The sequence below is a fragment of the Kitasatospora sp. NPDC001683 genome (genome assembly GCF_053596495.1).
In genome coordinates this window covers 1-25,214 of the sequence record NZ_JBSFGK010000006.1, presented here as the reverse complement: position 1 = coordinate 25,214, position 25,214 = coordinate 1, and the positions used below count along the sequence as shown (strand labels likewise).

The 25,214-nt window shown below is 73.5% G+C and carries 21 protein-coding genes; 10 read left to right on the top strand and 11 right to left on the bottom strand.

The window, feature by feature from the left end:
• Nucleotides 1-1,390, top strand: a 1,390-nt coding sequence (locus tag ACWCYO_RS04485) for a WD40 repeat domain-containing protein (protein ID WP_449783301.1), incomplete at its 5' end; no start/stop codon positions are given.
• 288 nt (nt 1,391-1,678) lie between these two features.
• Here the strand turns inward: ACWCYO_RS04485 and ACWCYO_RS04480 are convergent.
• Entirely contained in the window at nt 1,679-3,106 is a 1,428-nt protein-coding gene (locus tag ACWCYO_RS04480) for an MFS transporter (protein WP_449783300.1), read from the bottom strand.
• On the bottom strand, nt 3,103-3,567 hold the full coding sequence (locus ACWCYO_RS04475; protein WP_449783299.1) for a MarR family winged helix-turn-helix transcriptional regulator: 465 nt from the start codon (nt 3,565-3,567) through the stop codon (nt 3,103-3,105). The genes ACWCYO_RS04480 and ACWCYO_RS04475 overlap by 4 nt, the downstream gene beginning before the upstream one ends.
• Nucleotides 3,568-3,920: 353 nt before the next feature.
• Between ACWCYO_RS04475 and ACWCYO_RS04470 the strand changes: the two genes are divergently transcribed.
• The 5 genes from ACWCYO_RS04470 to ACWCYO_RS04450 all read left to right on the top strand — a co-directional run bounded on the left by ACWCYO_RS04470 (nt 3,921) and on the right by ACWCYO_RS04450 (nt 10,797).
• Nucleotides 3,921-4,445 carry a hypothetical protein gene (locus tag ACWCYO_RS04470; RefSeq protein WP_270150019.1) on the top strand — a complete coding sequence of 175 codons (525 nt, stop codon included), beginning with the start codon at nt 3,921-3,923 and terminating at the stop codon, nt 4,443-4,445.
• A complete protein-coding gene (locus ACWCYO_RS04465; RefSeq protein ID WP_449783298.1) occupies nt 4,442-5,233 on the top strand; it encodes a hypothetical protein in 792 nt (263 codons plus the stop codon). The genes ACWCYO_RS04470 and ACWCYO_RS04465 overlap by 4 nt, the downstream gene beginning before the upstream one ends.
• A 98-nt stretch (nt 5,234-5,331) precedes the next feature.
• Nucleotides 5,332-6,204 (top strand): ketopantoate reductase family protein, encoded by an 873-nt coding sequence (locus ACWCYO_RS04460; protein ID WP_449783297.1) that lies wholly within the window; start codon nt 5,332-5,334, stop codon nt 6,202-6,204.
• 71 nt (nt 6,205-6,275) lie between these two features.
• The gene (locus tag ACWCYO_RS04455; protein ID WP_270150012.1) at nt 6,276-6,842 is read left to right on the top strand and encodes a DUF6817 domain-containing protein; all 567 of its coding nucleotides are present in this window, start codon (nt 6,276-6,278) and stop codon (nt 6,840-6,842) included.
• Between the two features lie 1,372 nt (nt 6,843-8,214).
• Nucleotides 8,215-10,797, top strand: a complete 2,583-nt coding sequence (locus ACWCYO_RS04450; RefSeq protein ID WP_449783296.1) for a SpoIIE family protein phosphatase — start codon at nt 8,215-8,217, stop codon at nt 10,795-10,797.
• A 543-nt stretch (nt 10,798-11,340) separates the two neighbouring features.
• On the opposite strand, the gene ACWCYO_RS04445 is transcribed toward ACWCYO_RS04450, so the two are convergent.
• Nucleotides 11,341-11,649 carry a hypothetical protein gene (locus ACWCYO_RS04445; protein ID WP_449783295.1) on the bottom strand — a complete coding sequence of 103 codons (309 nt, stop codon included), beginning with the start codon at nt 11,647-11,649 and terminating at the stop codon, nt 11,341-11,343.
• A gap of 153 nt (nt 11,650-11,802) precedes the next feature.
• Here ACWCYO_RS04445 and ACWCYO_RS04440 point away from each other — a divergent pair, with 153 nt between their 5' ends.
• Entirely contained in the window at nt 11,803-13,509 is a 1,707-nt protein-coding gene (locus tag ACWCYO_RS04440) for a DUF885 domain-containing protein (RefSeq protein ID WP_449783294.1), read from the top strand.
• Between the two features lie 27 nt (nt 13,510-13,536).
• Here ACWCYO_RS04440 and ACWCYO_RS04435 read toward each other — a convergent pair whose 3' ends face one another.
• The gene (locus tag ACWCYO_RS04435) at nt 13,537-14,016 is read right to left on the bottom strand and encodes a hypothetical protein (RefSeq protein ID WP_449783293.1); all 480 of its coding nucleotides are present in this window, start codon (nt 14,014-14,016) and stop codon (nt 13,537-13,539) included.
• 242 nt (nt 14,017-14,258) lie between these two features.
• Between ACWCYO_RS04435 and ACWCYO_RS04430 the strand changes: the two genes are divergently transcribed.
• Nucleotides 14,259-15,437, top strand: coding sequence for a S1 family peptidase (locus ACWCYO_RS04430; protein ID WP_449783292.1), 1,179 nt, complete (start codon nt 14,259-14,261; stop codon nt 15,435-15,437).
• A 22-nt stretch (nt 15,438-15,459) separates the two neighbouring features.
• Here the strand turns inward: ACWCYO_RS04430 and ACWCYO_RS04425 are convergent, their stop codons facing one another.
• Together ACWCYO_RS04425 and ACWCYO_RS04420 are read right to left on the bottom strand one after the other, a co-directional pair.
• A complete protein-coding gene (locus ACWCYO_RS04425) occupies nt 15,460-16,680 on the bottom strand; it encodes an ROK family transcriptional regulator (protein WP_270149999.1) in 1,221 nt (406 codons plus the stop codon).
• 244 nt (nt 16,681-16,924) lie between these two features.
• The gene (locus ACWCYO_RS04420) at nt 16,925-17,782 is read right to left on the bottom strand and encodes an SDR family NAD(P)-dependent oxidoreductase (RefSeq protein WP_270149998.1); all 858 of its coding nucleotides are present in this window, start codon (nt 17,780-17,782) and stop codon (nt 16,925-16,927) included.
• 172 nt (nt 17,783-17,954) lie between these two features.
• Between ACWCYO_RS04420 and ACWCYO_RS04415 the strand changes: the two genes are divergently transcribed.
• The gene (locus tag ACWCYO_RS04415) at nt 17,955-19,694 is read left to right on the top strand and encodes a SpoIIE family protein phosphatase (RefSeq protein WP_449783291.1); all 1,740 of its coding nucleotides are present in this window, start codon (nt 17,955-17,957) and stop codon (nt 19,692-19,694) included.
• Between the two features lie 270 nt (nt 19,695-19,964).
• Here ACWCYO_RS04415 and ACWCYO_RS04410 read toward each other — a convergent pair whose 3' ends face one another.
• Entirely contained in the window at nt 19,965-20,324 is a 360-nt protein-coding gene (locus tag ACWCYO_RS04410; protein WP_270149995.1) for a hypothetical protein, read from the bottom strand.
• A gap of 220 nt (nt 20,325-20,544) precedes the next feature.
• Between ACWCYO_RS04410 and ACWCYO_RS04405 the strand changes: the two genes are divergently transcribed.
• Complete coding sequence (locus ACWCYO_RS04405; RefSeq protein ID WP_449783290.1) at nt 20,545-22,200, top strand: LCP family protein; 1,656 nt, start codon at nt 20,545-20,547, stop codon at nt 22,198-22,200.
• 85 nt (nt 22,201-22,285) lie between these two features.
• On the opposite strand, the gene ACWCYO_RS04400 is transcribed toward ACWCYO_RS04405, so the two are convergent.
• The 4 genes from ACWCYO_RS04400 to ACWCYO_RS04385 all read right to left on the bottom strand — a co-directional run bounded on the left by ACWCYO_RS04400 (nt 22,286) and on the right by ACWCYO_RS04385 (nt 25,083).
• Nucleotides 22,286-22,945 carry a double zinc ribbon domain-containing protein gene (locus tag ACWCYO_RS04400; protein WP_449783289.1) on the bottom strand — a complete coding sequence of 220 codons (660 nt, stop codon included), beginning with the start codon at nt 22,943-22,945 and terminating at the stop codon, nt 22,286-22,288.
• Between the two features lie 95 nt (nt 22,946-23,040).
• Nucleotides 23,041-23,274 carry a hypothetical protein gene (locus ACWCYO_RS04395; RefSeq protein WP_270149991.1) on the bottom strand — a complete coding sequence of 78 codons (234 nt, stop codon included), beginning with the start codon at nt 23,272-23,274 and terminating at the stop codon, nt 23,041-23,043.
• Between the two features lie 228 nt (nt 23,275-23,502).
• On the bottom strand, nt 23,503-24,420 hold the full coding sequence (gene lepB / locus ACWCYO_RS04390; protein WP_270149990.1) for a signal peptidase I: 918 nt from the start codon (nt 24,418-24,420) through the stop codon (nt 23,503-23,505).
• A 66-nt stretch (nt 24,421-24,486) separates the two neighbouring features.
• Complete coding sequence (locus ACWCYO_RS04385; protein WP_270149989.1) at nt 24,487-25,083, bottom strand: helix-turn-helix domain-containing protein; 597 nt, start codon at nt 25,081-25,083, stop codon at nt 24,487-24,489.
• Nucleotides 25,084-25,214: the final 131 nt, after the last annotated feature.

Here is a 25,214-nt window from a genome sequence, read left to right as displayed (position 1 = left end):
GCTGTGGGACGCGGCCACCGGCACCGTCCGAGCCACCCTCACCGGCCACACCAACGAGGTCTACGCGGTGGCGTTCAGCCCAGACGGCCACACCCTCGCAACCGCCAGCCGCGACTACACGGCACGGTTGTGGGACGTGGCCACCGGCACAACCCGCTTGACCCTGACCGGCCACAGCGACGCGGTGGTCTCGGCGGCGTTCAGTCCTGACGGCCGCACCCTGGCAACCGGCAGTGCCGACAACACCGTACTGCTGTGGGACGTGGCCACCGGTGCCACCCGCACGCCTCTGACCGGCCACACCGGCGAGGTGTACTCGGTGGCGTTCAGCCCCGACGGCCGCACCTTCGCGACCGGCAGCGGAGACAAGACCGCGCGGCTGTGGGATGAGGGCACCCGCTCGATGCTGACGGGCCACACCGGACCGGTCTGGTCGGTGGCGTTCAGCCCGGACGGGAACACCCTCGCCACCGGCAGTACCGACCGGACCGTGAAACTGTGGGATCCGGCCTCCGGCGCAGCCCGCTCAACCCTGACCGGCCACACCGGAGAGGTGTGGTCGGTGGCGTTCAGCCCCGACGGCCGCACCTTCGCGACCGGCAGCGGCGACCGGACCGCGAAACTGTGGGATCCGGCCACCGGCGCGGCCCGTGCCACCCTGACCGGCCACACCGACATGGTGATGTCGGTGGCATTCAGCCCGGACGGGAAAACCCTCGCCACCGCCAGCCGCGACCGCACCGTGAAGCTGTGGGACGTGGCCACCGGCACCGCCCGCTCAACCCTGACCGGCCACACCAACACGGTGTTCTCGGCGGCGTTCGGCCCTGACGGTCACACCCTGGCAACCGGCAGCGCGGACAGGACGGTTCGGCTGTGGGACGTGGCCACCGGCAGGAGCCTCAGGACGCTGACCGGCCACACCAGTGCGGTCTGGTCGGTGGCGTTCAGCCCGGACGGGAGGACCCTCGCCACCGCCGGCGGCGACAACACCGCACGGCTGTGGGACGTGGCCACCGGCGCAGCCCGCTCAACCCTGACCGGCCACACCAACACGGTGTTCTCGGCGGCGTTCAGCCCCGACGGGAAAACCCTCGCCACCGCCAGCCGCGACCACACCGTGAGACTGTGGGACGTGGCCACCGGCGCAGCCCGTGCCACCCTGACCGGCCACACCGACATGGTGTTGTCGGTGGCGTTCAGCCCCGATGGAAGAACCGTCGCCACCGGTGGTTACGACGACACCGCACGGCTGCGGACCATCGTCCTCCCCCGACCCGCCGCAGCGGTCGAGCGGATCTGCCAGGCCGTCAGCCGAGGTCTGACCCAGGAGGAGCGGGCGGCGTACCTGCCGGGCCAGTCAGCCGGTCCGGGATGTCCGCCCGGCTGAACCCGAGGGTTCGGAGAGCGCGACCGCCGGTGGCCCCGGGGCATGGACGCGTGGACGCCCCGGGGCCACCGGGTCACTCCCGTACCGTGTGTTCAAGATTCAAGAGGTGTACGCGGACCGGCGCACCCGTCCGGCCGCACCTTCTTGGTGCGCCGCCCAGGGGAGACATGCACAAGCTGCACGCGGTGTGCTCGCTGGCCGTGGGCAAGCCGCCGTTCGGCGTTCAGGCCAGCACGATGATCAGCGGGCCGCATGGGTCGAGCCGCCCCGGCGTCCACCGGCCGATCGTCAACTTCGTTCGACAGCAGCGGTCCCCGTCCGACCGAGCGAGCGGTCGGGAAGGGTGAGGAGGAGGAGCAGGGCCGAGCCGCCGAGCATGAACAGCGCGAGTCGGTGCAGACCGCCCGTGGTGGCGCCGCGCGGGAAGAAGGCGGCGTTCGCGGCCGAGGCCGCCATCGCCCCGAGGTACATGAAGGTCCGCAGCAGCCCGGCCGCGGAGGCGATGGCGGCGGGGTCGGCCTGGTGGTAGAGCGCGGTCTGGTTGCCGAGCCCGATCAGTCCCTGCGGGACGCCCGCCGACACCCCGACCGCGACCAGCAGGACCAGCGGGCTGGCCGATCCGGCCAGCAACAGGGCCGCGCAGGCGGCCATCTGGACCACCGCCCCGACCAGCAGCTTGCCGCGCACCGCCGGACTGCGACCGGTCGCGCCGGAGACCGCGAGGGCGGTGAGCGAGAGCGGGAGCAGCACCAACCCGGCGGAGGCGGCGCTCAGGCCGCGCGCCTCCTCCAGCCACTGGGTGTAGCCGTAGAGGAAGGCGTAGCTGGCGGTGTAGCCGAGCACCTGGCGAAGGTAGGTGGCGATCAGCGGACGGTTGCGGGCGAGCGCCCGCAGGTCTATGAACGGGCTGCGGGCCCGGGTCTCCCGCACCGCGAAGCCGACGCCGGCCAGCAGGGCGAGCACCGGCAGGTACCAGAGGGCGGCGCTCGGCTTCATCACGAACAGCATCGACGTCAGCAGGAGGACGGCGAACAGGGCGATCCCGGCGTGATCGAACCGCTCTCCGCTCCCCCGGCGCGGCGCCGTGACCGGCAGACGGGCGGCGCCGAGCGCCAGACAGGCCAGCGACAGCGGGACGTTGACGGCGAAGATCGTCCGCCAGCCGCCGATTCCGATCAGCAGGCCGCCGAGCGTCGGCCCGACCACGGCGATGCTCTGGTTGGCGACGGCGAGCACCGTCAGCACCCCGCTGGGGCTGCTCCGACCGGTGCGCTCGGCCTCGCTGCGGGTGAGGTGCATCGCGGCGGGGTAGGCGGCGGAGGTGCCGATCCCGAGCAGCACCCGGGCGGCGATCAGCAGCCCGAACGAGGGCGCGAGCGCGCCGACCAGTCCGGCGAGGCCGACCACGGCCGTACCGGCCAGGTAGAGCCGGCGCGGCCCGAAGGTGTCCACCAGCCGCCCGATCACCGGCTGGCCGACGGCGGTCGCGAGGTAGAGCGCGGTCACCAACCAGGCGGTCTCGGCGGGCGGCGCGCCGAAGGCGGTGCCGACGGGCACCAGGGCCACCGCGATCATCGATGAGTTGATCGGGTTGAGCACCGAGCCCAGCACCATGGGGGCTAGCAACCGGCGGTTGAACCCGTCGTCGTCAGCCGGTTTCGGTGGCCCGTGGCGACGGGACCGGAGCCGCGCCAGCAGCAGCGACGGGCCGTTCATCGCCGGTTCAGCCGATCCAGCAGGGGCAACGCCGCCAGCACGGTGGCACGTTCGGTCTCGGTGAAGTCCTCCTGGAACGCCCGGGCCAGCCACTCCTCGCGCGCCCGACGGCTGTCCGCGATCCACGCCAGCCCGGTCTCGCTCAGGTCGACCAGCTGTCGGCGCCCGTCCTCCGGATCGGGACGGCGGCCGACCAGTCCGTGCCCTTCCAGCACGGCCAGCGTGGCCGCCATCGACTGCGGACGGACCCGCTCCGCAGCGGCCAGCGTGCTCGCGGAGGCCGGCCCGTCGTTGATCAGGCGGCTGAGCACGGCGGTCTGGGAAGGGGTGAGGCCGCTGGCACCCTGCCCCTTCTCCTGCAGGGTCCGGCGCAGCCGGCTGACGACGGTACGGAGCTCCCGGGCGGCCAGCGCGGCGGAGTCGTCAGGGTCGGTGGGGCCTGCGGGGCCGGCCGGGCCCACCGGATCGGCAGTATCAGCAGGAACGGCAGGGGATTCAGGGATCACTGGGGCTGTTCGCTTCTCGGTCATGGTTCCACGATAATTTCATCAGTCCAAACTGTCCAGTCTTGCTGTACATATCGCCGCGACCGACCGCCGCGCCCTCCGCGCGCCCCGACAATGGCGTCATGATCGACAAGCAGCTCCGCGTCGTCCTCGCCGAGGACTCGGTGATCCTCCGGGACGGGATGGTCGAGCTCCTCCCGCTCCCCTGCGCAGCCTGACCCTGGCCCGGCCCGTCCGCGCCGGGCCCGCGGGTTCCCGCCGCGAAAAACGGACTCCCGTTCCAGCCCCCGAGGAGGAATCATGATCAGGTGACCATCGACCTGCTGCCCGGCCACGGCGTCCGCCTGCCCGCCCCGCTGCCCGAGCTGCGCTTCGGCCTCCCGGAGGCGGCGGTGCGCGCGCTGCTGGCCCCGCACGGCGAACTGCTGCCGGACGGGGTGCAGCCGGTCTTCGTCTGCGGCTCCCGCTGGGCCCTGGCCTTCCGGCTCCCCGGGGTGGACGTCACGCTCTCCTCGGCCGACGGCGACGGCGACGGCCTGGACGCTGTCGCGGTGAGCCGGAATCCGAACGACGACCGCCCCGCCTGCCCGGTCGGCTACCTCGGGATCGACGTCTTCGGCTGGCCGGCGCACGAGTTGGCCGAGGCGCTGCGCGCCGAGGGCCTGCCGGTGCCCGATCCGGCCCACGGCACCCTGCGCCACACCCACCTCTACCTCCACCGCGGCATCGGGCGTCCCGGCTCCCCGGCCCCCGGCCGGAAACCTCGCCACGAAACGCCCTACTACTTCGACCACGTCCTCCTCCACCACTCCGCTCCCGAGGCCACCGCATGACCCCCCACCCGACCGGCACCGCCACCGGTCCGCACGACGCCGCGTTCCTCCCCCGCCTGGAGCTCTCCCCGCGGCCGGCCGAGCAGCCCATCACCGAGCCGGTCCCCAAACTCGGCGGCGAGCCCTGCTGGCTGGCCGAGCCCACCTGGCCGCTCTCGCCCGGCACCGGTGAACCCCTGGTGTTCATCGGCCAGTTCCCCGTCCCCGGTGAAGGATCCCGACTGGCGTACCTCTTCCTGGAGGAGGACGACAGCATCATGGGCGGCCTCGATCCGGAGGCCGGCGACGCCGTCCTGCTGGTCCAGCCGGGCGGCCGGATCCCGCCCTTCGCCGTCATCGGCCCGCCCGGCACCCGGGGCCGCACCCTCTGGCGCCGCGACGGCGCCGGCGAACCCTACGCCGCATCCGGCGACACATCCGACGGCGCACCCGGTGGCGAACCCGGCAGCGACGGGACGGTCCCGGTCGAGTTCCACCTCGACCTCCTGCCGCTGTCCACCGGGGCCGACCGCTCGATGGACCAACGGGCCGCCTTCCAGCGGTTCCTGCGCCACGAGGGCCCCGAAGTTCCGTTCCCGGACGGCGAGCACGTGCACGACCACCTCGGCGGTCTCCCGTCCTTCCCGAACGGACGGGCCAAGCTCCCCGCACCCTGGCAGTACCTCTTCTCGCTCTCGGACGCCCCGGACGACGGCGATCCGTACTTCCTCAACTTCGGTTACGGCGTCGGCTTCGGCTTCCTCAGCCCGGACGGCCTGGAGGGTCGCTTCTGCTGGGAAACCCCCTGAACACCCCCTGAACACCCCCTGACCGCCCGCTGAACACCGAACACCCCCGCCGGAACCCCGAGGCCCCCCGGCCCCCCGCCACACCCACAGGAGTCAGCATGTCCACCACCCCCCTCACCATCGCCGTCCTCGGCCCGGGCGGCGTCGGCGGCCTGATCGGCGGCCTGCTCGCGCGCGACGGCCACCGCGTCATCTGCCTGGCCGGCGAACCGACCGCGGCCGTCCTCGCCCGGGACGGACTGCACGTTCACAGCACCCAGTTCGGCGAGTTCACCGCCCGGGTCGAGGCCGCCACCGAGCTGCGCGAGCCGGTCGACGCCGCCTTCGTGACCGTCAAGGAGACGGCGCTGGCGGCCGCGCTCGACCGGATGCCGCCGCAGGCCCTCGGCAGCGGGATCGTGGTGCCGTTGCTCAACGGCCTGGACCACATGGCGCTGCTGCGCGAGCGCTACCCGGCCGGGCAGGTGGTGGCCGGGACGATCCGGGTCGAGGCCACCCGTACCGCCCCGGGCCGGATCGAGCACACCAGTCCGTTCGCCGCCGTCGAACTCGCGGCGCCCGTCGAGGAGTTCGCCGAGCAGCTGCGGCACACCGGACTGGACGTCACGCTGCGCGAGGACGAGACGGCGATGCTCTGGAGCAAGCTGTCCTTCCTCGCCCCGTTCGCCCTGCTGACCACCCGGCACGCCGACGGGATCGGTGTCGTGCGCACCGAGCACCGGGGTGAACTCCTCGCCGTCCTGGACGAGATCACCGCCGTCGCCGAGGCGGTCGGCGCCCCGGCCGACGTGCGGACGCTGCTCGCCGCCTTCGACCGGATCCCCGGAACGATGAAGTCCTCGATGCAGCGCGACGTCGAGGCGGGCCGGGCGACCGAGCTGGACGCCATCGGCGGCGCCGTGCTCCGGGCCGCCGCCGCGCACTCCGTCCCCACCCCGACCATCACCCGCCTGGTGCGCGAACTCTCCTAGCCGAACGGCCGAACGGCCGAACGGCGGAACGCGGTTGCGGGTCGGCCGGCGTCAGGAGTAGAACTCCTCGGGTGACGCGAGCCGACCACCGCAACGCACCCGCGTGGAGCCACCTCGAGGAGTTCCTCCGCGCCCACGAGGCCGACCGGATCCCCCATCCGGGCGGCACCCTGCTGGAGCACCTGACCAGGGTGGCAAGGCTGTTGGCGGACTGGGGCACCGATTCCGCCGTCCAGGCCGCCGGGCTCTGCCACGCCGCGTACGGGACCGACGGGTTCGACGGCGCACTGCTGGGATTGGACGAACGGGACGTCCTGGCCGAACTGGTGGGCGAGCGCGCCGAGGCGCTCGTCTACCTGTACGCGAGCTGTGGCCGGGCCGCCGTCTACCCGCGCCTGGGCCGGGACGAAGAGCCGCTGTTCCACGACCGGTTCACCGGGCAGGACCACACCCCGCCGGAGGAGGACCTGCGGGCCTTCCTCGCCATCACGGCCGCCAACGAGCTCGACGTCTTCGCCCACAACGCCGAACTGGCCGCCCGCTACGGCCCCGCCCTCTACGAACTGCTGTCCCGCACCCGGAGCTTGCTTCCGAACGCCGCCTGGCCGGCCTGGCACGAGCGGTTCGGCAACCAGTAGTCGACGCACCATCGATCACCGATCAGCGCAGCAGGTTTTCGCGGCCCCCGGCGACGCCGCCCCGCCCTGGTCACGGCACTCTCCGAAGGCACCGCCCCGCTCACGGCGGTGGCCGAACATCGGCCGTCCCGGCCGGCTCCCGGGTGGTCGGCGGCAAGCTCGCACTGACCCGCTCGGACTGCGCCGCCGGTACGGCCGACTGCGACGAGACCGCCGTGGACGTCTTCCAGCTCGGCGGCGCCTGGGCTCCGAGCCAGGGCGGTACGGCGCTGACCGCGGCCGCCGGGGCCGAGAGCTACGCCTCCGCGGCCAAGCTGTCGGAGACCGACCCGTCCGCGCTGGTCGGCTCGTGGATCGAGAAGGGCGAGGCCTGGCCCTGCGCCCGCCGACCGGCTGGACCAGCGCGGCCCGCTACTTCTCGGCCACCGACGCCGACCCGACGAAGCGGCCCAAGCCGACCCTCGACTACCTGGCGCCAACCGCACCGGGTGCGGCCGAACAGGTCACCACCGTCAGCGGCGACGGCGCTCTGGTCGTCTCCTGGAACGCCCCGGCCGACCGTGGTTCGGTCGGCGACGTCGGCAACACCGTCCGGGTCGAAACCTCGACCGGCGTCCCGGTCCAGGAGGTCGCCACCGGCGATCTGCGGGCCGCCTTCACCGGCTTGGACGCACCACCGTGCGACGGGCCGCCACCGCGACGAGCTCCCACCTCCTCGCCGGCGTCGCCGCCCTCGGCATCTCCGGCCAGGCCATGGCCGCCACCGCCCCCGCGGCCTCGCACTCGTCGTCATCGCCCACGGCGACCGAGACCGGTCTGCGGATCGCATCACCGCCTGCGACCGCTCGCGACACCCCGTGGCCGGCCTTGCTCGCCTTTCGTGAGCGCGATCGTCGGCCGGAGGCGGGGCGCCCGGTCGACCCGAGATTCGTGTCGCCGGCAGGCCGATGTACCTGCCGACAGTCGGTGACCCATCGCCTTCGGCGCCAGACGCACGACGGCCGCCCCCGGCGATCGCTCAACCGGAAGACGGCCCTCGGCGGTCAGCGCACACCGGCCGGCGGAGTGAGGACAATGCTCAGCAGGTCACCAGTGCGGTGACGTTCGGGTCACCCATGACGACGTTGTGTTAGGTCGTGACAACGCTGGAATTCAGGGCGATGGTCAGGCACTCGCCCGCGGGGACTGTCCACCTTGTACGTGCTCTGGACCCGGATGGTGGCGGCACAACCGTTGGTCGCCGTGACACGGTGAGCCTTCCTGGATCACCCCGGTCCGCTGCGAGGCGAGCCCGTCTGGCGGCCCTCCCGGCGGGCGGGGAGAATGGTGATCGCAAGGCTTGCCGCCGCGAGACGCGGAGTTGGTAACTGGTGTGAAGAGTTCCCCCCGCCCGGCCGAGTCCGCCGCGCCGCTCGCGCCCGGGCCCGGCGCCGGTGAGAAAGGGCTCAGGTCGGGCGCTCTGGGGCTGTTCTCGTCGGTGGCGATCGGGATCTCCTCGACCGCGCCGGCGTACAGCCTGGCGGCGACGCTCGGCCTGATCGTGGCCCGGGTGGGGCTGCAGGCCCCGATCATCATCATGCTGGCGTTCGTGCCGATGCTGCTGATCGCGTACGCCTACCGGGAACTGAACGCCGTCAACGCCGACTGCGGGACGACCTTCGCCTGGTCCACCCGCGCGTTCGGCCCGCACGCCGGCTGGATGGGCGGCTGGGGCCTGATCGTCGCCGACGTGATCACTATGGCGAACCTGGCCGAGATCGCCGGCATCTACGGCTTCCGGCTGGTCGGACTGGAGTCGCTGGCGGCCAGCCGGACGTGGACCACCGTGGCCGGGGTGGTCTGGATCGCCCTGATGACGGCGGTCTGCTACGTGGGCATCGAGGTGTCGGCGGCCCTGCAGCGCTGGCTGGTCTGCCTGGAGGTCGCGACCCTGCTGCTTCTCGCCGTCACCGCCCTGGTCAAGGTGTACACCGACGGCCCGCCGACCGCGCTGCACGTCTCCGCCTCCTGGTTCGATCCGCTGAACGTCCCCTCCCCCCAGGCGCTGACCACCGGGGTGCTCGCCGCGGTGTTCATCTACTGGGGGTGGGACACCGCGCTCACCGTCAACGAGGAGACCGCGGACAGCCGGCGCACCCCCGGGCGGGCCGCCGTGCTGTCCACCGTCCTGCTGCTGGTCCTCTACGGTCTGATCTCCACCTCGGCACAGGCCTTCGCCGGGGTCGGCACCACGGGCATCGGGCTGGCCAACCCGGACAACTCCAGAGACGTGCTCTCCGGCCTCGGTGGGGCGGTGTTCGGCACCACCGGGCCCGGCCCCGCGCTCACCGAACTGCTGATCCTGATGGTGCTGACCTCGGCGGTCGCCTCCGCCCAGACCACCATCCTGCCTGCCGCCCGCACCGTCTTCTCGATGGCCGCGCACAAGACCGTGCCGACCGGCTTCGCCCGGCTGCACCGCCGGTTCCTGACCCCGACCTGGTCGACCGTCGGCATGGGGCTGGTGTCGATCGTCTTCCTGGTGCTGCTCACCTCGGTCAGCCACAACGTGCTGGCCGACTCCATCGACTCGGTGGGCCTGGCAATCGCCTTCTACTACGGTCTGACCGGCTTCGCCTGCGTCTGGTACCACCGCCGGGTGCTCACCCGCAGCCTCCGGGACCTGCTGTTCAAAGGCGTCCTGCCCGGGCTCGGGGGGCTGATCATGCTGTTCCTGTTCTGCTACGCCGCCTTCCACGTCTATGCCGCCCCCGACTACGGCGCGACCTCCGTCCGGCTGCCGTTGCTCGGCCGGGTCAGCGGGGTGACCGTACTGGGACTGGGCTCGCTGCTGATCGGCCTGGCGCTGATGCCGGTGGTCACCCGAGGGCACACCGCGGCACTGCGGCTGCAACGCAGTCTGCTACCGCACCGGCTGCCGGCGCTGAGCGCGGTCGAGTCGGCCAGCCGCTACCTGCCGGCCGACACCCGCTCCGGGGTGGGCGGCGACTGGTACGACGTCATCCCGCTGTCCGGCAGCCGGGTCGGCCTGGTGGTCGGCGAGGTGCTCGGCCACGGCCTGCGGGCCGCCGCCGCGATGGGCCGGCTGCGGGCCGGCATCCGGGTGCTGGCCCGGCTGGACCTGGATCCGGACGAGCTGCTCACCCACCTGGACGACATGGTGCGCGAGGAGGACGACTCGGGCAATCCGCGCGGCGTCGGCGTGACCTGCCTGTACGCGGTGTACGACCCGGTCGACGGCCGGTGCAGCATGGCCCGGGCCGGCCACGCGCCGCCCCTCGTGGCCGACCCGGCGGGCGGCGTCCGCTACGCGGAGCTGCCGGCCGGGCGGCCGCTGGGGCTGGGCGGCCCGCCGTTCCAGAGCGCCGAGCTGAACCTGCCGGTCGGCAGCCTGATCGCCCTGTACACGGACGGCCTGGTGCAGTCCGTCGACGGCCGACGCGGGCTCGCCGAGACGCTGGCCGGGCCCCGCCGGCCGCTGGAGAGCCTGTGCGACGAGGCGCTGGCGACCCTGCTGCCCGGGCCGGTGGGCGACGACGCCGTCCTGCTGCTGGTCCGCATCCGCCGGCTCGGCGCCGGGCAGGTCGCCGACTGGGAGCTGGTGCCCGACCCGGCGGAGGTCGCCCGGGCGCGGCTCCTGGTCACCGGATGGCTGGACGAATGGGGCCTGGCGGAGCTCGTGTTCACCACCGAACTGATCGTCAGCGAGCTGGTCACCAACGCGATCCGGTACGCCACCGGGCCGGTCCGGGTCCGGCTGATCCGGGACCGCAGCCTGATCTGCGAGGTCTCCGACACCGGACACACCTCGCCGCACCTGCGCCAGGCCGCCCGGGACGACGAGGGCGGACGCGGCCTGTACATCATCGCCCAGCTCACCGAGTGCTGGGGCACCCGCTACACCGAGGACGGCAAGACCATCTGGGCCGAGCAGGCCCTGCCCGCCGAGGGCTGACGACCGCGACCGGCCCGACCGCCCCGGCTCCCCCGCCGACCGGTGTCCCCGTCCGCGAGGCGGGCGTACCCGCCGAAGGACGGCGGCCTTGCGCCGGCGCCGCACTCCAGGGCATTGGCGGTCTTCGACCGGATCCTGCCGAGTGCGTCCGGCTCCGAGGAGCGGGCCGCAGCGCGCAGGCCGGAGGTGTCGATGTGGCGCTGCCGGTCGATCCGGGAGGGGAGAGGCGCTTAACCGTGGAGCGGGGAGAACGACGCGGCCGTGGGGACCAGCGGGACAGAAGGGCAGTCCGGTGGCTGATGTCACGAACACGAGGGCGTGGCGTTCACCGCGATTCCTGCCCAGGTGGTCGCACCGGGTCACGATCGGCGGCTACGTGCTGTTCGCGATCGCGGTGGCGCTGGATTTCGCCAGCGGGCCCGGTATCGCGTTCGCCCCGATGCTCGCCGAGGAGTTCGGCGATCTCCCGTGCCCGCCACCGCCGTTGGGGTTCCGTCTGCAAGAGGGCCAGGACACGTGTCATGCTCCGGCGTGCGGGTCGGCTCACTTCCGGCCCTCCTGGGCGGCGGAGGCCGCCCAGGCGACGCCGATCACGACGGCCAGCGCCAGCAGGACCACGCCGATCACGACGGCGGTCCAGCCCCCGCTGGTGAGGCTGTCCAACTGCTGCCGGTAGGTCGAGTCGTGGGGCTCGGGCATGCCCTCGCCGTGGGCATGGGCGGCGCGGGGATGGCAGACGTCCCCGGGCGACATGGGCCGGCCGTAGCAGGTGGGCACCGCGGTGTGCAGCTTGTGGACCCCCATCAGGATCAGGCCGAAGCCCGCGGCGAAGAGTACGAGCAGGATCAGCACCTCGACGGCCCCCCGGTTCCGCTGTCCCGCACGGCCTCGGGGTCGGCGGGCGTACGCACGCTCCGACGCGCGGCACGCCCCGGGCGGTTCCGCTGTCCGGTTTCGGCCCCCGCTTGCTGACAGGGCCTCGGCCGGTGCGCCAGCATGGGCAACGTGCCCGAGACGACGAGGACTTTCCGCAGGATCGCCGATGACCACGTCGCGCAGGCCGCGGCGCTCGATCCGCCGACATCGACCAGACTCGGCCTGCACCCCGAGGACGACCGGCAGCCGGATCTGTCGCCGGAAGGCTTCGAAGCGCTCGCCGAGCTGGCCCGGAAGACACTGGCCGCGGTTGACGCCGCCGAGCGGAGCACCGGGATCCCCGAGGACGCCGCGGAACGGGACTGCGCCCGGCTGCTGCGGGAGCGGCTGACCGCGGAGCTCGCCGTGCACGAGGCCGGGGACCGGTTCCGCCAGCTGCGCAGCGTCAACTCGCCGCTGCTCCAGGTGCGGGGCGTCTTCATCATGATGCCCACCGACACGGAGGAGAACTGGGCGGCCGTCGCCGGGCGGCTGCGCAACGTGCCCGGCGCGCTGGACGGCTACCGCGCGACCTTGACCGAGGGCATCCGCCGCGGGCTGCTGTGCGCGCCCCGGCAGGTCCGGGCGGTCATCGCCCGGCTCGACGCCTGGACCGGACGGAACGGCGGCGCGAGCTGGTTCACCGGCTTCACGGCGGCCGGCCCCGCCCGGTTGCGGCCCGAGCTGGACACCGCCGCCGAGCGTGCGACCGCCGCGGTGGCGGCCTTCCGGGACTGGCTGTGCGACAGCTATCTGCCCGCCGCCGACGGCACCCCGGACGCCGTCGGCCGTGAGCGCTACCTGCGCTCCGCCCGCTTGGCCAACGGCGCCGACATCGACCCGGCCGAGGCGTACGCCTGGGCCTGGGAGGAGTTCCACCGTACGGCCGCCGAGATGCGGGCCGAGGCCGACCGCGTCCTCCCCGGCGGCGGGGTCCGGGCCACCATGGACCACCTCAACGCCGACGGCCACGCGATCGAGGGCGAGGAGAACATCCGCGCCTGGCTCCAGCAGATCATGGACGAGGCGATCGAGGCCCTCGACGGCACCCACTTCGACATCACCGGCCCGATGCGCCGGGTGGAGACCAGGATCGCCCCGCCGGGAAGCTCGGGCGCGCCCTACTACAACGGCCCCAGCCTCGACTTCAGCCGCCCCGGCCGCACCTACCTGCCGGCCCTGGGCCGACGCTCCTTCCCGACCTGGCAGCTCGTCAGCACCTGGTACCACGAGGGCGTCCCCGGGCACCACCTGCAGACGGCCCGCTGGACCGCCTCCGCCGACCGTCTGAGCAGCTACCAGATCGCCCTCGGCGCGGTGAGCGCGAACAAGGAGGGCTGGGCGCTGTACGCCGAGCGGCTGATGGACGAGCTGGGCTTCCTGGCCGATCCCGCCCGGCGCCTGGGGTACCTGGACAAGCAGATGCTCCGGATCGTCCAGGTGATCGTCGACATCGGCATGCACCTGGAACTGGCCATCCCCGCCGACTCGGGCTTCTGCCCCGGCGAGCGCTGGACCCCGGCCCTCGCCACCCAGTTCATGGCCGCCTACCACGGCAGCGACGTTCCGCGCAGCAGCAGCGAGATCGACCGCTACTTGGGCTGGCCGGGCCAGGCCATCGGCTACAAGCTCGGCGAGCGGGTCTGGCTGGAGGGCCGCGAGGCGGCCCGGCGCCGGCAAGGGTCCGACTTCGACCTGCGGGCCTGGCACACCGATGTGCTCGCCCAGGGCTCGCTCGGCCTGGACGACCTGGCCGCCAGGCTCGCGGCAGACGCCCCTCCCGTGGGCCCGGCGTGATCTGCTGGACCAGCCCGGGCGGGTGACTCACGCCTGCCAGTGCGGCTTGCCGCTGACCATCCGGCAGTAGATCACCCGCCCGTTGGCGTCGTGGGTGCTCCTGCCCAGGTCGTCGTTGCGGCAGAACTGCCCGGCCGCGTAGCAGTTGCCCGCGCTGGAGCGGATCTCGCACCCCGAACCGCCGGCCGCCGCCTGGGTGTGCTGCGGTTCCGGTTCGGCCGGCGGCTGCGGCGTGGTCACCTTGGGCTGCGGCTTGGCGCCGGACGTCTGCGGGTGGGCGGAAGGCGGGGCGGACGGCTGCGCGGCGACCGTCGGCGCGGTGGCACTCGGCGCGTTCGCGCCGGTCGAAGCGGCGGCGGTCGCGGCCGTGGCGGCCGGCGCCGAGGACGCCTTGCCGTCCGCCGCCGAGGGGTCGCAACCCGTCAGCGCCAGACCGACGGTGAGGACGAGTCCGGCGAATCCGGCCAGGCCGGCGGCCCGGCGGCGCCCGGGTATCCGTGAAGGCATCAGGGGAGAACCCTCCGTTCCGTATGGGTGAGGCGTGCGATTCAAGCAGAGTCCGCACACGCCGCGACCACGGTTTCCGCACTCGTTGGCAGATCGAGATCTTCCGACCACCGAACGCGACGACAGCAGGGGCCCGAGAAGGGGGTATAGCGCCGGAGTGCAGGGTCTTGTGACATGTTCCGGCCAGCACGAGTGGATCGCTACGGTTCCGGCAGCCCCCACGCCGAACGAGGAGATCCCCCATGCTCCGAATCCGTGCGCTCGCCGTCGCCGCCGCCTTCGCGACCGTCGCGCTCACCGCAGCACCCGCCGTCGGCGCACCCGCTGACGACCCGTCGATAGCCGCCGCCCTGGCCGCACCCGCACCCACCCGCACGGCCGCCGTACCGCCCGCCCTGCTGCACGCGCTGCAGCGCGACCTCGGGCTCGCCCCGCAGGCCGCCGCCGACCGGATCGCCCGGGAGGGCCGGGCCGCCGCGGTGCAGAGCGCCCTCACCCGGGCGCTCGGCGACCGCTGGGCCGGCGCCTGGATCGACGGACCCCGGGCCGAGCTCGTGGTCGCCACCACCGACGCCTCCGCCGCCCGGACCATCACCGCCCACGGCGGCCGCGCGACCGTCGTCCGGCACGCCCTGAAGGCCCTGGACCAGGCCAAGGACGCGCTCGACCGGGCATCCCGGGCCGCCGCCCCCGAGGCCACCCCGCTCTGGTACGTCGACGTCCGGGCCAACACCGTCGTGGTGCAGTCCGCCGACGACGCCCGCACCGAGGCCTTCCTGGACCGGTCCGGGGCGGACCGCTCGCTGGTCCGGGTCGAGCGGGCCACCGCCGCACCCCGGCCGCTCGCCGACCTGCGCGGCGGGGACGCGTACTACATCGACGACGCCGCCCGCTGTTCGATCGGCTTCCCGGTCACCCAGGGCGGCCAGCCGGGCTTCGTCAGCGCCGGCCACTGCGGCCAGCCCGGCTCCAACGCGACGGCCTCCGACGGCAGTTCGATCGGCACCTTCCAGGGCTCGACCTTCCCGGGCAACGACTGGTCCTGGGTGGCGGCCGGCGCCGACTGGACCGCCCAGCCGCAGGTGAACGACTACGCGGGCGGCGCGGTGACGGTGGCCGGCTCCACCGAGCAGCCGGTCGGCGGCTCGATCTGCCGCTCCGGCTCCACCACCGGCTGGCACTGCGGCACCGTCGAGGAGCAGAACGCCACCGTCAACTACCAGGAGGGCAGCGTCTACGGCGTCACCCGCACCGACGTGTGCGCCGAACCGGGGGACTCCGGCGGCTCGTTCATCTCCGGCAACCAGGCCCAGGGCGTGACCTCGGGCGGTTCCGGCGACTGCACCTCGGGCGGCGAGACCTACTTCCAGCCGGTCAACCCGATCCTCAGCACCTACGGCCTGACCCTGGCCACCGGCTGACGCCACACCCGCGAAACCCGGATCACAGCCCCGCCGTCCGGCGCTCGAACACCTCGGGGCGGGCGGTCTCCAGCGCCGTGGAGACCGCGCCGAGGAGCACCGCCTCCTCCCCCAGCAGGCTCGGTGCGAGCGTCGGACGCATCGGGGCGAAGCGGCGCAGGGCCTGCTCCAGCGGTTCCAGGAGCAGGTCCGCGCTGCTGCCGATGCCCCCGCCGAGCACCAACAGGTCCGGGTCGAGCACGGCGGACAGCACGGCGACGGCGTAGGCGAGCCGCTCCGCCTCCCACCGGACCGCCCGCAGCGCCGCGTCGTCCCCGGCCCGGGCCCGCTCGAAGACCCGCTTGGCGGTCAGCCGCCGACCGCCCGCCCCCTCCAGCCCGAACCCCCGGGCGGCCCGCACCACCGCGTCCGCCGCGGCCTCCTGCTCCAGCGTCGTCGCGACCGGCTCGCCCGGGTGGGCGGGCAGCGGCACCAGGCCGATCTCGCCCAGCGCGCCGTGCGCGCCGACCAGCAACTCGCCGTCCTTGACCACGCCCAGCCCGAGCCCGGTACCGACCAGCAGGTAGGCGAACATCCGGCTGCCCCGCCCGGCGCCGAGGGTGTACTCGCCGAGCGCGGCGAGGTTGGCGTCGTTGGCCACCGTGACGGCCGTGCCCAGCCCCTCGCCGATCCGGTCGAACAGCCCCGGCCGGCCCCAGCCGGGCAGGCTGGTGGCGTAGCGGACGCCGCGCCGCTCCTCGTCCCACACCCCGGGCGTGCCGATCACCGCGTGCACGATGTCCGCGGCGGCCAGGCCGGCCTCGGCGGTCGCCTCGTGCGCGGCGGCGACCACGGCGTCCGCGACGGCGTCCGCGGTCCGCCCCCGGTTGGCCACGTCCCGCCGGGCGACGACGGTACCGGCGAGGTCCGCCACGGCGACCCGCAGCCGGGCCCGGCCGACGTCCACGCCGAGTACGTGGCCGGCGCTCGGGTCGACCTCGTACAACACCGCGGTGCGACCCCGCTCGGGGGCCACCCGCCCGGCCTCGCGGACCAGCCCGGCCTGCTCCAGGTCGGCCAGCGCGGCGGACACGGTGGGCTTGGACAGGCCGGTGTCCCGGGCCAGTTGGGCGCGCGAGGAGCCGCCGCCGGTGCGCAGCAGCTCCAGCAGCAGCCACTCGTTGTTGCTGCGCAGCCGCTGCCGGTTCCACGGCACGGCGGCGGCCCCGGCCGCCGGGCGGCTGGTCGGCTGGTGGGCGCTCATCGGTCCCTCCGGTCTGGGCTGCTGACGGTCCGTCACGGGCGTCCACCGCGGACACTCCGGTGCCGACGGGCGGCGCCCCGGCACCGCCCGCGGCGTCCGGTGTCGGCCGCCGCCGCCCAAGTATGACCGGTGATCACCCGGCACCGACCCCGCGAACCCGACGCCGACCTTCCGAACCCGACGCCGACCTTCGCGAACCCGGCACCGACCGCGCGAACCCGTCCCCGCCCCTACGCGGCGGCTGTCAGGCGCCCGCGGCCCCGACCCAGCCGCCCGTCATCCCCAGCACCGCCGATCCGTCCTGGTCGGCCAGCTTGACCCCGGTGAAGGCCCGGGCCGTCTCCGAGGTCTGCATCCGCAGCGGCGGCCGCTCGACCGTCAGCGCCGCGACGATCGGCGCGGCCGCCTCCTCGGGGGTCTGGGCGCTGTCGAAGGCCTGCCTCGCCCGGTCGACGTACGCCTGCAGCGCCGGGCCGTACGGGCCCGCGGCAGTGATGAGCGCGGGCACGTCCAAGCGCTGGTTGTCGACGAATTCGCTGGCCACCGCGCCCGGTTCGACCACGGTCACGGCCACCCCGACGGTGGCCGCGACCGGCGCCAGCGACTCCATGAAGCCCTCGACGGCGAACTTGGCCGCGCAGTACGCCTCGTTGAAGGGCTGTCCGACCACCCCGCCGACGCTGGTCACGGTGACCACCCGGCCGCCGCTGGCGCGCAGGTGCGGCAGCGCGGCCCGGGTCACCTCGACCACGCCGAAGTAGTTGACCTCCATAGCGGCGCGCACCGGCACCATCCCGTCCTGCTCGATCGTGCCGAGGAAGCCCGCGCCCGCGTTGTTGACGACGGCGTCCAGCCGGCCGTACCGGTCGAGGACGATGTCCAGGCAGTCCGCGACGGAGGCCGGGTCGGTGACGTCCAGCCGCTCGACCTCGATCCGTTCGGCGACACCCGCCTTCTCCGCCGCGCGGAGCAGGTTCCCGGCCCGTCCGGTGTCGCGCATGGTGGCGACCACGCGGCAGTCGGCGCGGGCTGCGGCCACGGCGGCGGCGAGGCCGATCCCGGAGGAGGTGCCGGTGATCAGAACGATGCGATGGGTTGCCATGCGGACTCTCCTCCCGGCCCCGGGCCGGACCCGGAAGCCGATTACTGCGTGCGTGTGCACACACTCTACAAGTGCGTGTGCGCGCACGCAACCAACCGTGCGGGTGCAACAGGCCGGTCAAGCTTTCACCCGGTTGTGGGCGTGCCGCGCCCCGGCGCGTGATCATGGACCCATGCGCAACCGGCACGGCAACCGAGCAGAGGGCACCCCGCCCCCCGACGCCCGCTCCCCGGCGGCGGCCGCGGCGGCCCTCGCCGCGAGCCTCGATCCGATCACCGACAGTGACCAGGTCGGCGGTGATCCCGATCTGCTCCGCGACGTGCTCGCCGCCGCCCCGGTCGGCGTCGCCCTGCTCGACGAACACCTGCGCTGGCGCTACCTCAACTCCGCCTTCACCGCCGTCACCGGACTGCGTCGCGCCGACCTGCTCGGCCGCACCGCCGAGACCACCGCCTTCGCCGGCGCCCTCGACCCCCTGCGCCGCGCCCTCACCGACGGCCACGACCACGAACACCTCACCGGTGGGCCCGAAGGCCCCGACTCCCCCGTCCCACCCGGCCTGCGGGTGCGCTACCGGCCGCTGCGGCACGCCGGGCGGACCACCGGCGTGATCGTCGTCGTCCTGGACACCCCGGACCCGGCCCGCGAGCAGCTGCGCGAACTCGAACGCACCCGCGCCCGGCTCGCCCTGCTGGACGCCGCCGCCGAACGGATCGGCACCACCCTCGACACCGCCACCACCTGCGCCGAGCTGGCCGCCTTCGCCGTACCCGGCCTCGCCGACCTCGCCACCGTCGACGTGCTCCCGCCCGGAGCCGAACCCACCCGCCCGGGCCGGGCCGGCACCCACCGGTTGCACCGCGCCGCCGTACGGGCCGTGCCCGAGTTGGAGCCCGCGCTCGCCGAGCTGGCCCGCCCCGGCGAGTCGGTCCGCCACCGCGAGGGCTCGGCCGCCGCCCGCAGCCTGGCGACCGGCGTCGCCGTGCTCAGCGGACCCGGCCCGGCGGACGCCTGCCCGGCGGACGCCACCTCCCTACTCGCCCTGCCGCTCACCGCCCGGGGCCGGCTGATCGGGCTGCTCACCCTGGGCCGCGCCGCCGGCAGCCCGGCCTTCTCCCCCGAGGAGGCCGACCTGCTCGGCGACCTCGCCGCCCGCGCCGCCACCGGCATCGACAACGCCCACCGCTACACCCGCTCCCAGGGCATCGCGCTGGAACTCCAGCGGGCCCTGCTCAGCGAGCCCGGCCACCCGCACCAGAACCTCGCCCTCGCCTCCCGCTACCTGCCCTCCGGCAGCAGCTCGGTGGTCGGCGGCGACTGGTACGAGACGGTCCGGCTGCCCTTCGGCCGCACCCTGCTGGCGATGGGCGACGTCATGGGGCACGGCGTCGAGGCCGCCGTCGACATGAGCCACTACCGCTCGGCACTGCGCTACATCGCCGGCATGGACCTGCCCCCGCACCGCATACTGCGCCAGCTCGACGCCGTCATCTCCGCCGACGACAGCGCCCGCCCCGCGACCTGTCTGCTGGCCCTCGCCGACCCCGGCCGTGCCCGCTGGACCCTCTCCAGCGCCGGCCACCTGCCGCCCGCCCTGATCGCCCCGGACCGCCCCACCGAACTGCTGCACGTCCCCACCGGCCCCCCACTGGGCACCGGCCTCGGCGGCTACGAGCAGACCACCCACCCGCTAGACCCCGGGCAGACGCTGCTCCTGTACACCGACGGCCTGGTCGAACGCCGCCACGAGGACATCGACAGCTCCCTGGAGCGCCTCGCCGCCCTGCGCCTCCCCGCCACCGGCGACCTCGACGACCTCCTCGACGCCGTCCTCCACTCCCTCGCCCCACCCCCGGCCCCCGCCGCCGAGGACGACATCGCCCTCCTCGCCGCCCGGCCCAGAACCCGCTGACGGCCACGCCGGCTTCGACGGCCGACCGGCGGGCCTGCTCCGCGTGCTCGAAGCCGGGGCGCCGGGGTGCGGGTTGGAGATCGTCTCCAGGTGCGGCAGCCCCGAACGTGCCGCCGTACAGGCTCCGTTGGGCGATCAGGTGCTCGCCGGGGCGCCGCGGCCGGGCCGGACCGCACCGATCGCTCCCAAGTGGCCCGCCCCGGGGGCCGTTTCGGCACCCCGGGGCGGGCTCAGCGGCGAACCGGGCTGTTCACCGGCGTCCCGGGCCGTTCACCGGCGGCGGAAGAGCCGCCGCACGAAGTGGACGATGCCCCAGATCAGCAGGACGATGACCAGGATGATCAGGATGACCACGACCAGCAGGAACTTGCCGAGCTTGGCGAAGAAGCCGGACTTCTTCTTCTCCTGCTTGGCGGCGACGTGGGTGACCTGAGTCACCTGCGCCACCTGCGCGATCTGCGTGATGTGCGCCACATTCACGGACGCCGCCCCCGGCGCAACGGCCGTACTCCCCACGGCGTTCCGGGGCGCGGCCACCGCCGTCGCGCCCGACGCCGCGGCGCTGAGGCCGACGGCGGCCAGCAGTGCCACCAGGGCGCCGGCTATCGAACGTGCGATCCGGTGAGTCATCGTGCTCCTCGTACGGGTACGGAGCGGCGGAGACGAGATCCGGTTGACCTTCTCTCATGGTCTGACCAGTGCTTTTCTCATCTACGCTTAGTATGCTCCTCTGAAAGTTCTACAGCGGTGTAAAAGTTTAGCGACGGGCCGGCCCGGATCCACTCCGACCCAGGACCACGCAAGCCACCGCTCCAACGGGGGTTCCGTGGCAACTGTGGAGGATGACGCCGTGTCGGGTCGCAGGGGTTCCACCGAGACCGAGAATTCGCCGCGCCGGGTCGGCGGACGCAGAGCCGCCGGCCGCACAGCCAACCCGGGCAAGGGCGGGACGGACAAGGACATATCCGACACCCGCCCCACCAGCCGGGCCAAGCCGAAGCCCAAACGCAGCACCAAGCAGAAGGTGCTCTGGGTGACCGCCGGCTGCACCGCCCTCCTGGTGCTCGCCGGCGGCGCCGTCTACTACCGCCTGAACAGCAACATCAGCACCTTCGACGGCGACGCCCTCAGCAAGGACCGTCCGGCGGCGGCCCCGCCGGACGCCCAGGGCCGCACCCCGGTGAACGTCCTGATGATCGGCTCGGACAGCCGCGGCAACGGCAACAGCGACCTGGGCGGCGGCGGGGACGACGGCGCCCGCTCGGACACCGCGATCCTGTTGCACGTCTACGCCGACCACAAGCACGCCGTCGGCATCTCGATCCCCCGCGACTCCCTGGTCAACATCCCGCCGTGCAAGCTCCCCAACGGCAAGTGGACCAAGGAGCAGACCAATGTGATGTTCAACAGCGCCTTCTCGGTGGGCAACACCGAACAGGGCAACCCGGCCTGCACCCAGAACGCCGTCGAGAAGCTCACCAACCTGCGCGTCGACCACACCATCGTGGTGGACTTCAGCGGCTTCGCCGCGATGACCTCGGCGGTCGGCGGCGTCGAGGTCTGCCTGCCGAACGACATCCACGAGGGGGACCTCAACCCCAACCTCGGCCACAAGGGCAAGCTGATCTTCGCCAAGGGCAAGCAGAAGGTCTCGGGCCAGGCCGCGCTGGACTACGTCCGGGTCCGGCACGGCATCGGCGACGGCTCCGACATCGGCCGCACCAAGCGCCAGCAGGCCTTCCTCTCCTCCCTCATCAAGGAGGTCAAGTCGAAGGGCATGGACCCGACCACCCTGCTGCCGCTCGCCGACGCGGCGACCAAGTCGCTGACCGTCGACCCCGACCTCGGCTCGGCCGCCAAGCTGATCTCCTTCGCCATGTCGATCAAGGACGTCGACCTCCACAACATCAAGTTCCTCACCGCGCCGTGGCGTTACGAGGGCCCCCGGGTCGCCCTGGTGCACCCCGACGTGGACCAGCTCTGGGCCGCGCTCAAGGCCGACCGCACCATCGACGGCCAGGACGCCAGCGCCCAGAGCCCGGCCGCCACCGACTCCGCCGCCCCCAGCGCCCCTCCCACCGCCGAGGCCACCCCCACCCCCACCGCGGACGCCAAGAACGCCGAGATCAAGGTCGCCGTGCTCAACAGCACCGGCGAGAGCGGCCTCGGCGGCAAGGCGGCCGAGGCCGTCAAGGGCGCCGGCTACACCGTCACCACCGTCGGCAACGCGGCCGGAAAGCCGCGCAGCACCACCGTGGTCGAGTACGGCACCGGCGAGCGCAGCGCCGCCGAGTCGGTCGCCAAGCTCTTCCCCGGCGCGACCGTCCAGCCCGGCGGCCGCGGCCTGAACGTGGTGCTCGGCCACGACTTCGCCGCCGCCAACCCGGCCTCGGCCGCCACCCCGGCACCCGGCGCCCCCAACGCCCCGGCCCCGCTGCCGACCAGCGTCAGCGGCACCGCCCGCTCGGCGGACGACGACCCGTGCGCCAACGTGTCGTACGGCTGAGCCGCCTCGGGCCGGCAAACGAACGACAGGGCGCCCGCTGACCGTGAGGTCCGCAGGCGCCCTCGCCGTGTCGACTACCGGCCGCTCAGCGTCTCGTCCCGCAGGACGGGCAGAACGCGGCCCCCTCGGGCACGTCCTGGTGGCACTGCGCGCACTGGGCGGACCGGGCCAGCTTGAACCCGCAGCCCGGGCAGAACGGGGTACCGTGGGTCTCCGCCTGGCACTGCGGGCAGACCAGTTGGCGCGGTGTGTGGACGTCGAACTCCGCGCCGGACTGCCGGCCGACCTGGTACGCCCGGTCGGTCACCATGTCGTTGCGGCCGCGGTGCTGCGCCGCCGCCGCCTCGACCGCGGTGTCCGGCGCGCAGGTGAAGCACAGGCCCCGCTCCGGGCTGAAGCACCGGCCGCAGACGTAACGGGTGCACTGGGCGCAACGGTTGAAGTGCGACCGGGCGTTGGTTATCGCACGCTGGAAGGCGGCGTCGCGCGAGGTGCCCCAGGTCTGGCCGGCCAGGCCGTCCGCGGCGTTGCTGATGGTGTTGGCGTTGCCGCCGATGAGGTTCCAGGCCGCGCTGACGCCCTTGCCCAGCCAGCCGGCCACCTGGCCGGTGGTGAACCGCTCGAAGGGCGAGCGCCAGGTGTCGGAGCAGCGGTAGCAGGAGAACTCGAACTGGAAGCCCGCGCCGGTTCCGTACTGCTCGCACAGGTCGCGGTAGTTGTCACTGAAGTAGATCTCGGAACTCACGTCGTCCCCGGTTGCTGGAAGTGGCCTGATCGGCGTTTTCCCCAGGGACGGCAGGGCCCTGTGAACGGTTCCGCCGAGAACTCCTGACACGCTCTTCACAGCCCGGCGACCGGCAGCAGCCGTACCCGCTCGGGGTCGAACGGCTGCCAGCCCGCGGGCCGACCGCCGCGACCGATCCGCAGTCGGCACCAGCGCCGCCCGGCCGGGTCCTGCCACCAGCCGCTGATCCGGCCGAGCGCCCAGGAACCGTCACCCAGGTCCACCTCGACCGGCTGGTACACCCACCGGACCTCGGGATCGGCGGGCTCCACGGACTCTACGGGCTGCACGGGTCCCAAGGTCTTCACGGGCTCCACGGCCGGCACCGGCCTGCTCGGAAGCTCCACCACGGCACCGCCTCCCGACCCGCCCCGACCTGGGAGACCCGGCCCGACCCGACGCGACCTGGGAGACCCGGCCTGCACGACCGCCACGGCCGGAACCGCGGCTCATCGCCGGAACTCTACAGCCGCGTAGAGCGCGGCGGGTGGAGTTCCGGCGAAGCCGTCAACTCGCCTTCACTTGCGCCGCGAACGCCGGCGCCGCCACAGCGCGACCGGGACCACGCCCGCCAGGGCGAGCGCGGCCGGAGCCGGGGGCGCCTCCTGCGGCAGGGCGCCGGCGGCCCGCGAGGGCACCTTGTCGAAGGTGTCCGGCACGGGCAGGGTGGACCAGTTCGAGATCGGCCACGCCACCACGAAGGCCCGGCCGACCACGTCGTCCACCGGCACGTAGCCGTCCCCGGTGTCGTTGTGGTGCGGGCGGGAGTCCCGCGAGTTGTTGCGGTGGTCGCCCATCACCCAGAGCTTGCCCTTGGGCACGGTGACGGTGCCGACCGGGTCGTTGTCGCAGGGCGTCGCCCCGGGGAACAGGTACGGCTCGTCCAGCGCGACGCCGTTGACCTTCACCGGGCTGCCCGAGTTGCACTCGACGGTGTCCCCGCCGACCGCGATGACCCGCTTGATCAGGTCCTTCTCGTCCGCCGAGGGCATCAGGCCGACGGTGCTCAGCACCTTCTGCAGGGAGCCCGTGAACCCGTCCTGCTTCGGCGCCGCGCCCTCCAGCCAGCCGCCCGGATCGTGGAAGACCACCACCTCGCCGCGTTCCGGTTCGGCGCCGAACCAGGGGGTGAGCTTGTCGACCAGCACCCGGTCGCCGATCTGCAGGGTGTTCTCCATCGAACCGGACGGGATCGAGAAGGCCTGCACGAAGAAGGTCTTGATGCCGAGCGAGAGCAGCAGGGCGATCACCAGCAGGATCGGCAGCTCCTGCCAGAACGGGCGCTTCTTGCGCGCCCGCTTGGCACCGCCCTCGGGGGCCTCCTCCTGCCCGGTCGCCGGCTCGTCCTCCCCCGTCCCCGTCCCGTCCGGTCCGGCCGCCGGCCTCTCCTCGGTTCCGCCGCTCTCGCCGGACTCCGTGCTCTGCTGCACACTCATGTGTTCGGCCCCTCCCGATGGCCTGGCGGGGAGCCCGAAGCGGATACCCCCTGACAGGGAACGAACCTACCGAACTGAGGTTCCCGGGCGCGCCCTGACATGGATGCGCTCGCCCTGCGGGCCGAACAGGCTGAGGAACTCCACCGGCTGCGAACCGGCGTTGCCGAAGGCGTGCGGGGTCCGGGTGTCGAACTCGGCGGCCTCACCGGCCGTCAGCTCCAGGTCGTGCGGGCCGAGCACCAGCCGCAGCCTCCCGGACAGCACGTACAGCCACTCGTGGCCTTCGTGGACCTTCAGCTCCAGCTCGGGACCGGTGTTCCGGCCGGGCGGCACGATGTGCTTGTACGCGTGCAGACCGCCGAGGTGGCGGGTGAGCGGGACGATGGTCTGGCCGTTCCTGGTCACCGGGCGCGGGTGGATCCGCGGGTCGCCGGTGGCCGGGGCCCCGACCAGTTCGTCCAGCGGCACCCGGTACTCCCGGGCCAGCGGCAGCAGCAGTTCCAGGGTCGGCTTGCGCTGTCCGGACTCCAGCCGGGACAGCGTGCTGAGCGAAATGCCGGTCGCGGCGGCCAGTTTGGCGAGCGTGGTGCCGCGCTCCCGGCGCAGGGCCCGCAGCCGGGGGCCCACCGTGGTGAGGACGTTCTCGAAGTCTTCGTCGGCCATGCCTGCTATTCGCCGGGACGGCAAGGGTGTTTGTCAATCCGGCACACCGGTGACGGTCCGCCCGGAACCGGCGGAACACGCGGCGGGGGCCCGGGGCGAAACCCCCCACGCCCCCCGGCCCCCCCCCCCCG

Excerpts from the sequence above, each read along its gene's own strand:
- ACWCYO_RS04480 (WP_449783300.1), bottom strand. The coding sequence starts at position 3,106 with ATGAACGGCCCGTCGCTGCTGCTGGCGCGGCTCCGGTCCCGTCGCCAC.
- ACWCYO_RS04465 (WP_449783298.1), top strand. The coding sequence starts at position 4,442 with ATGACCCCCCACCCGACCGGCACCGCCACCGGTCCGCACGACGCCGCG.
- ACWCYO_RS04460 (WP_449783297.1), top strand. The coding sequence starts at position 5,332 with ATGTCCACCACCCCCCTCACCATCGCCGTCCTCGGCCCGGGCGGCGTC.
- ACWCYO_RS04435 (WP_449783293.1), bottom strand. The coding sequence starts at position 14,016 with ATGCCTTCACGGATACCCGGGCGCCGCCGGGCCGCCGGCCTGGCCGGA.
- ACWCYO_RS04430 (WP_449783292.1), top strand. The coding sequence starts at position 14,259 with ATGCTCCGAATCCGTGCGCTCGCCGTCGCCGCCGCCTTCGCGACCGTC.
- ACWCYO_RS04425 (WP_270149999.1), bottom strand. The coding sequence starts at position 16,680 with ATGAGCGCCCACCAGCCGACCAGCCGCCCGGCGGCCGGGGCCGCCGCC.
- ACWCYO_RS04420 (WP_270149998.1), bottom strand. The coding sequence starts at position 17,782 with ATGGCAACCCATCGCATCGTTCTGATCACCGGCACCTCCTCCGGGATC.
- ACWCYO_RS04415 (WP_449783291.1), top strand. The coding sequence starts at position 17,955 with ATGCGCAACCGGCACGGCAACCGAGCAGAGGGCACCCCGCCCCCCGAC.
- ACWCYO_RS04410 (WP_270149995.1), bottom strand. The coding sequence starts at position 20,324 with ATGACTCACCGGATCGCACGTTCGATAGCCGGCGCCCTGGTGGCACTG.
- lepB (WP_270149990.1), bottom strand. The coding sequence starts at position 24,420 with ATGAGTGTGCAGCAGAGCACGGAGTCCGGCGAGAGCGGCGGAACCGAG.
- ACWCYO_RS04385 (WP_270149989.1), bottom strand. The coding sequence starts at position 25,083 with ATGGCCGACGAAGACTTCGAGAACGTCCTCACCACGGTGGGCCCCCGG.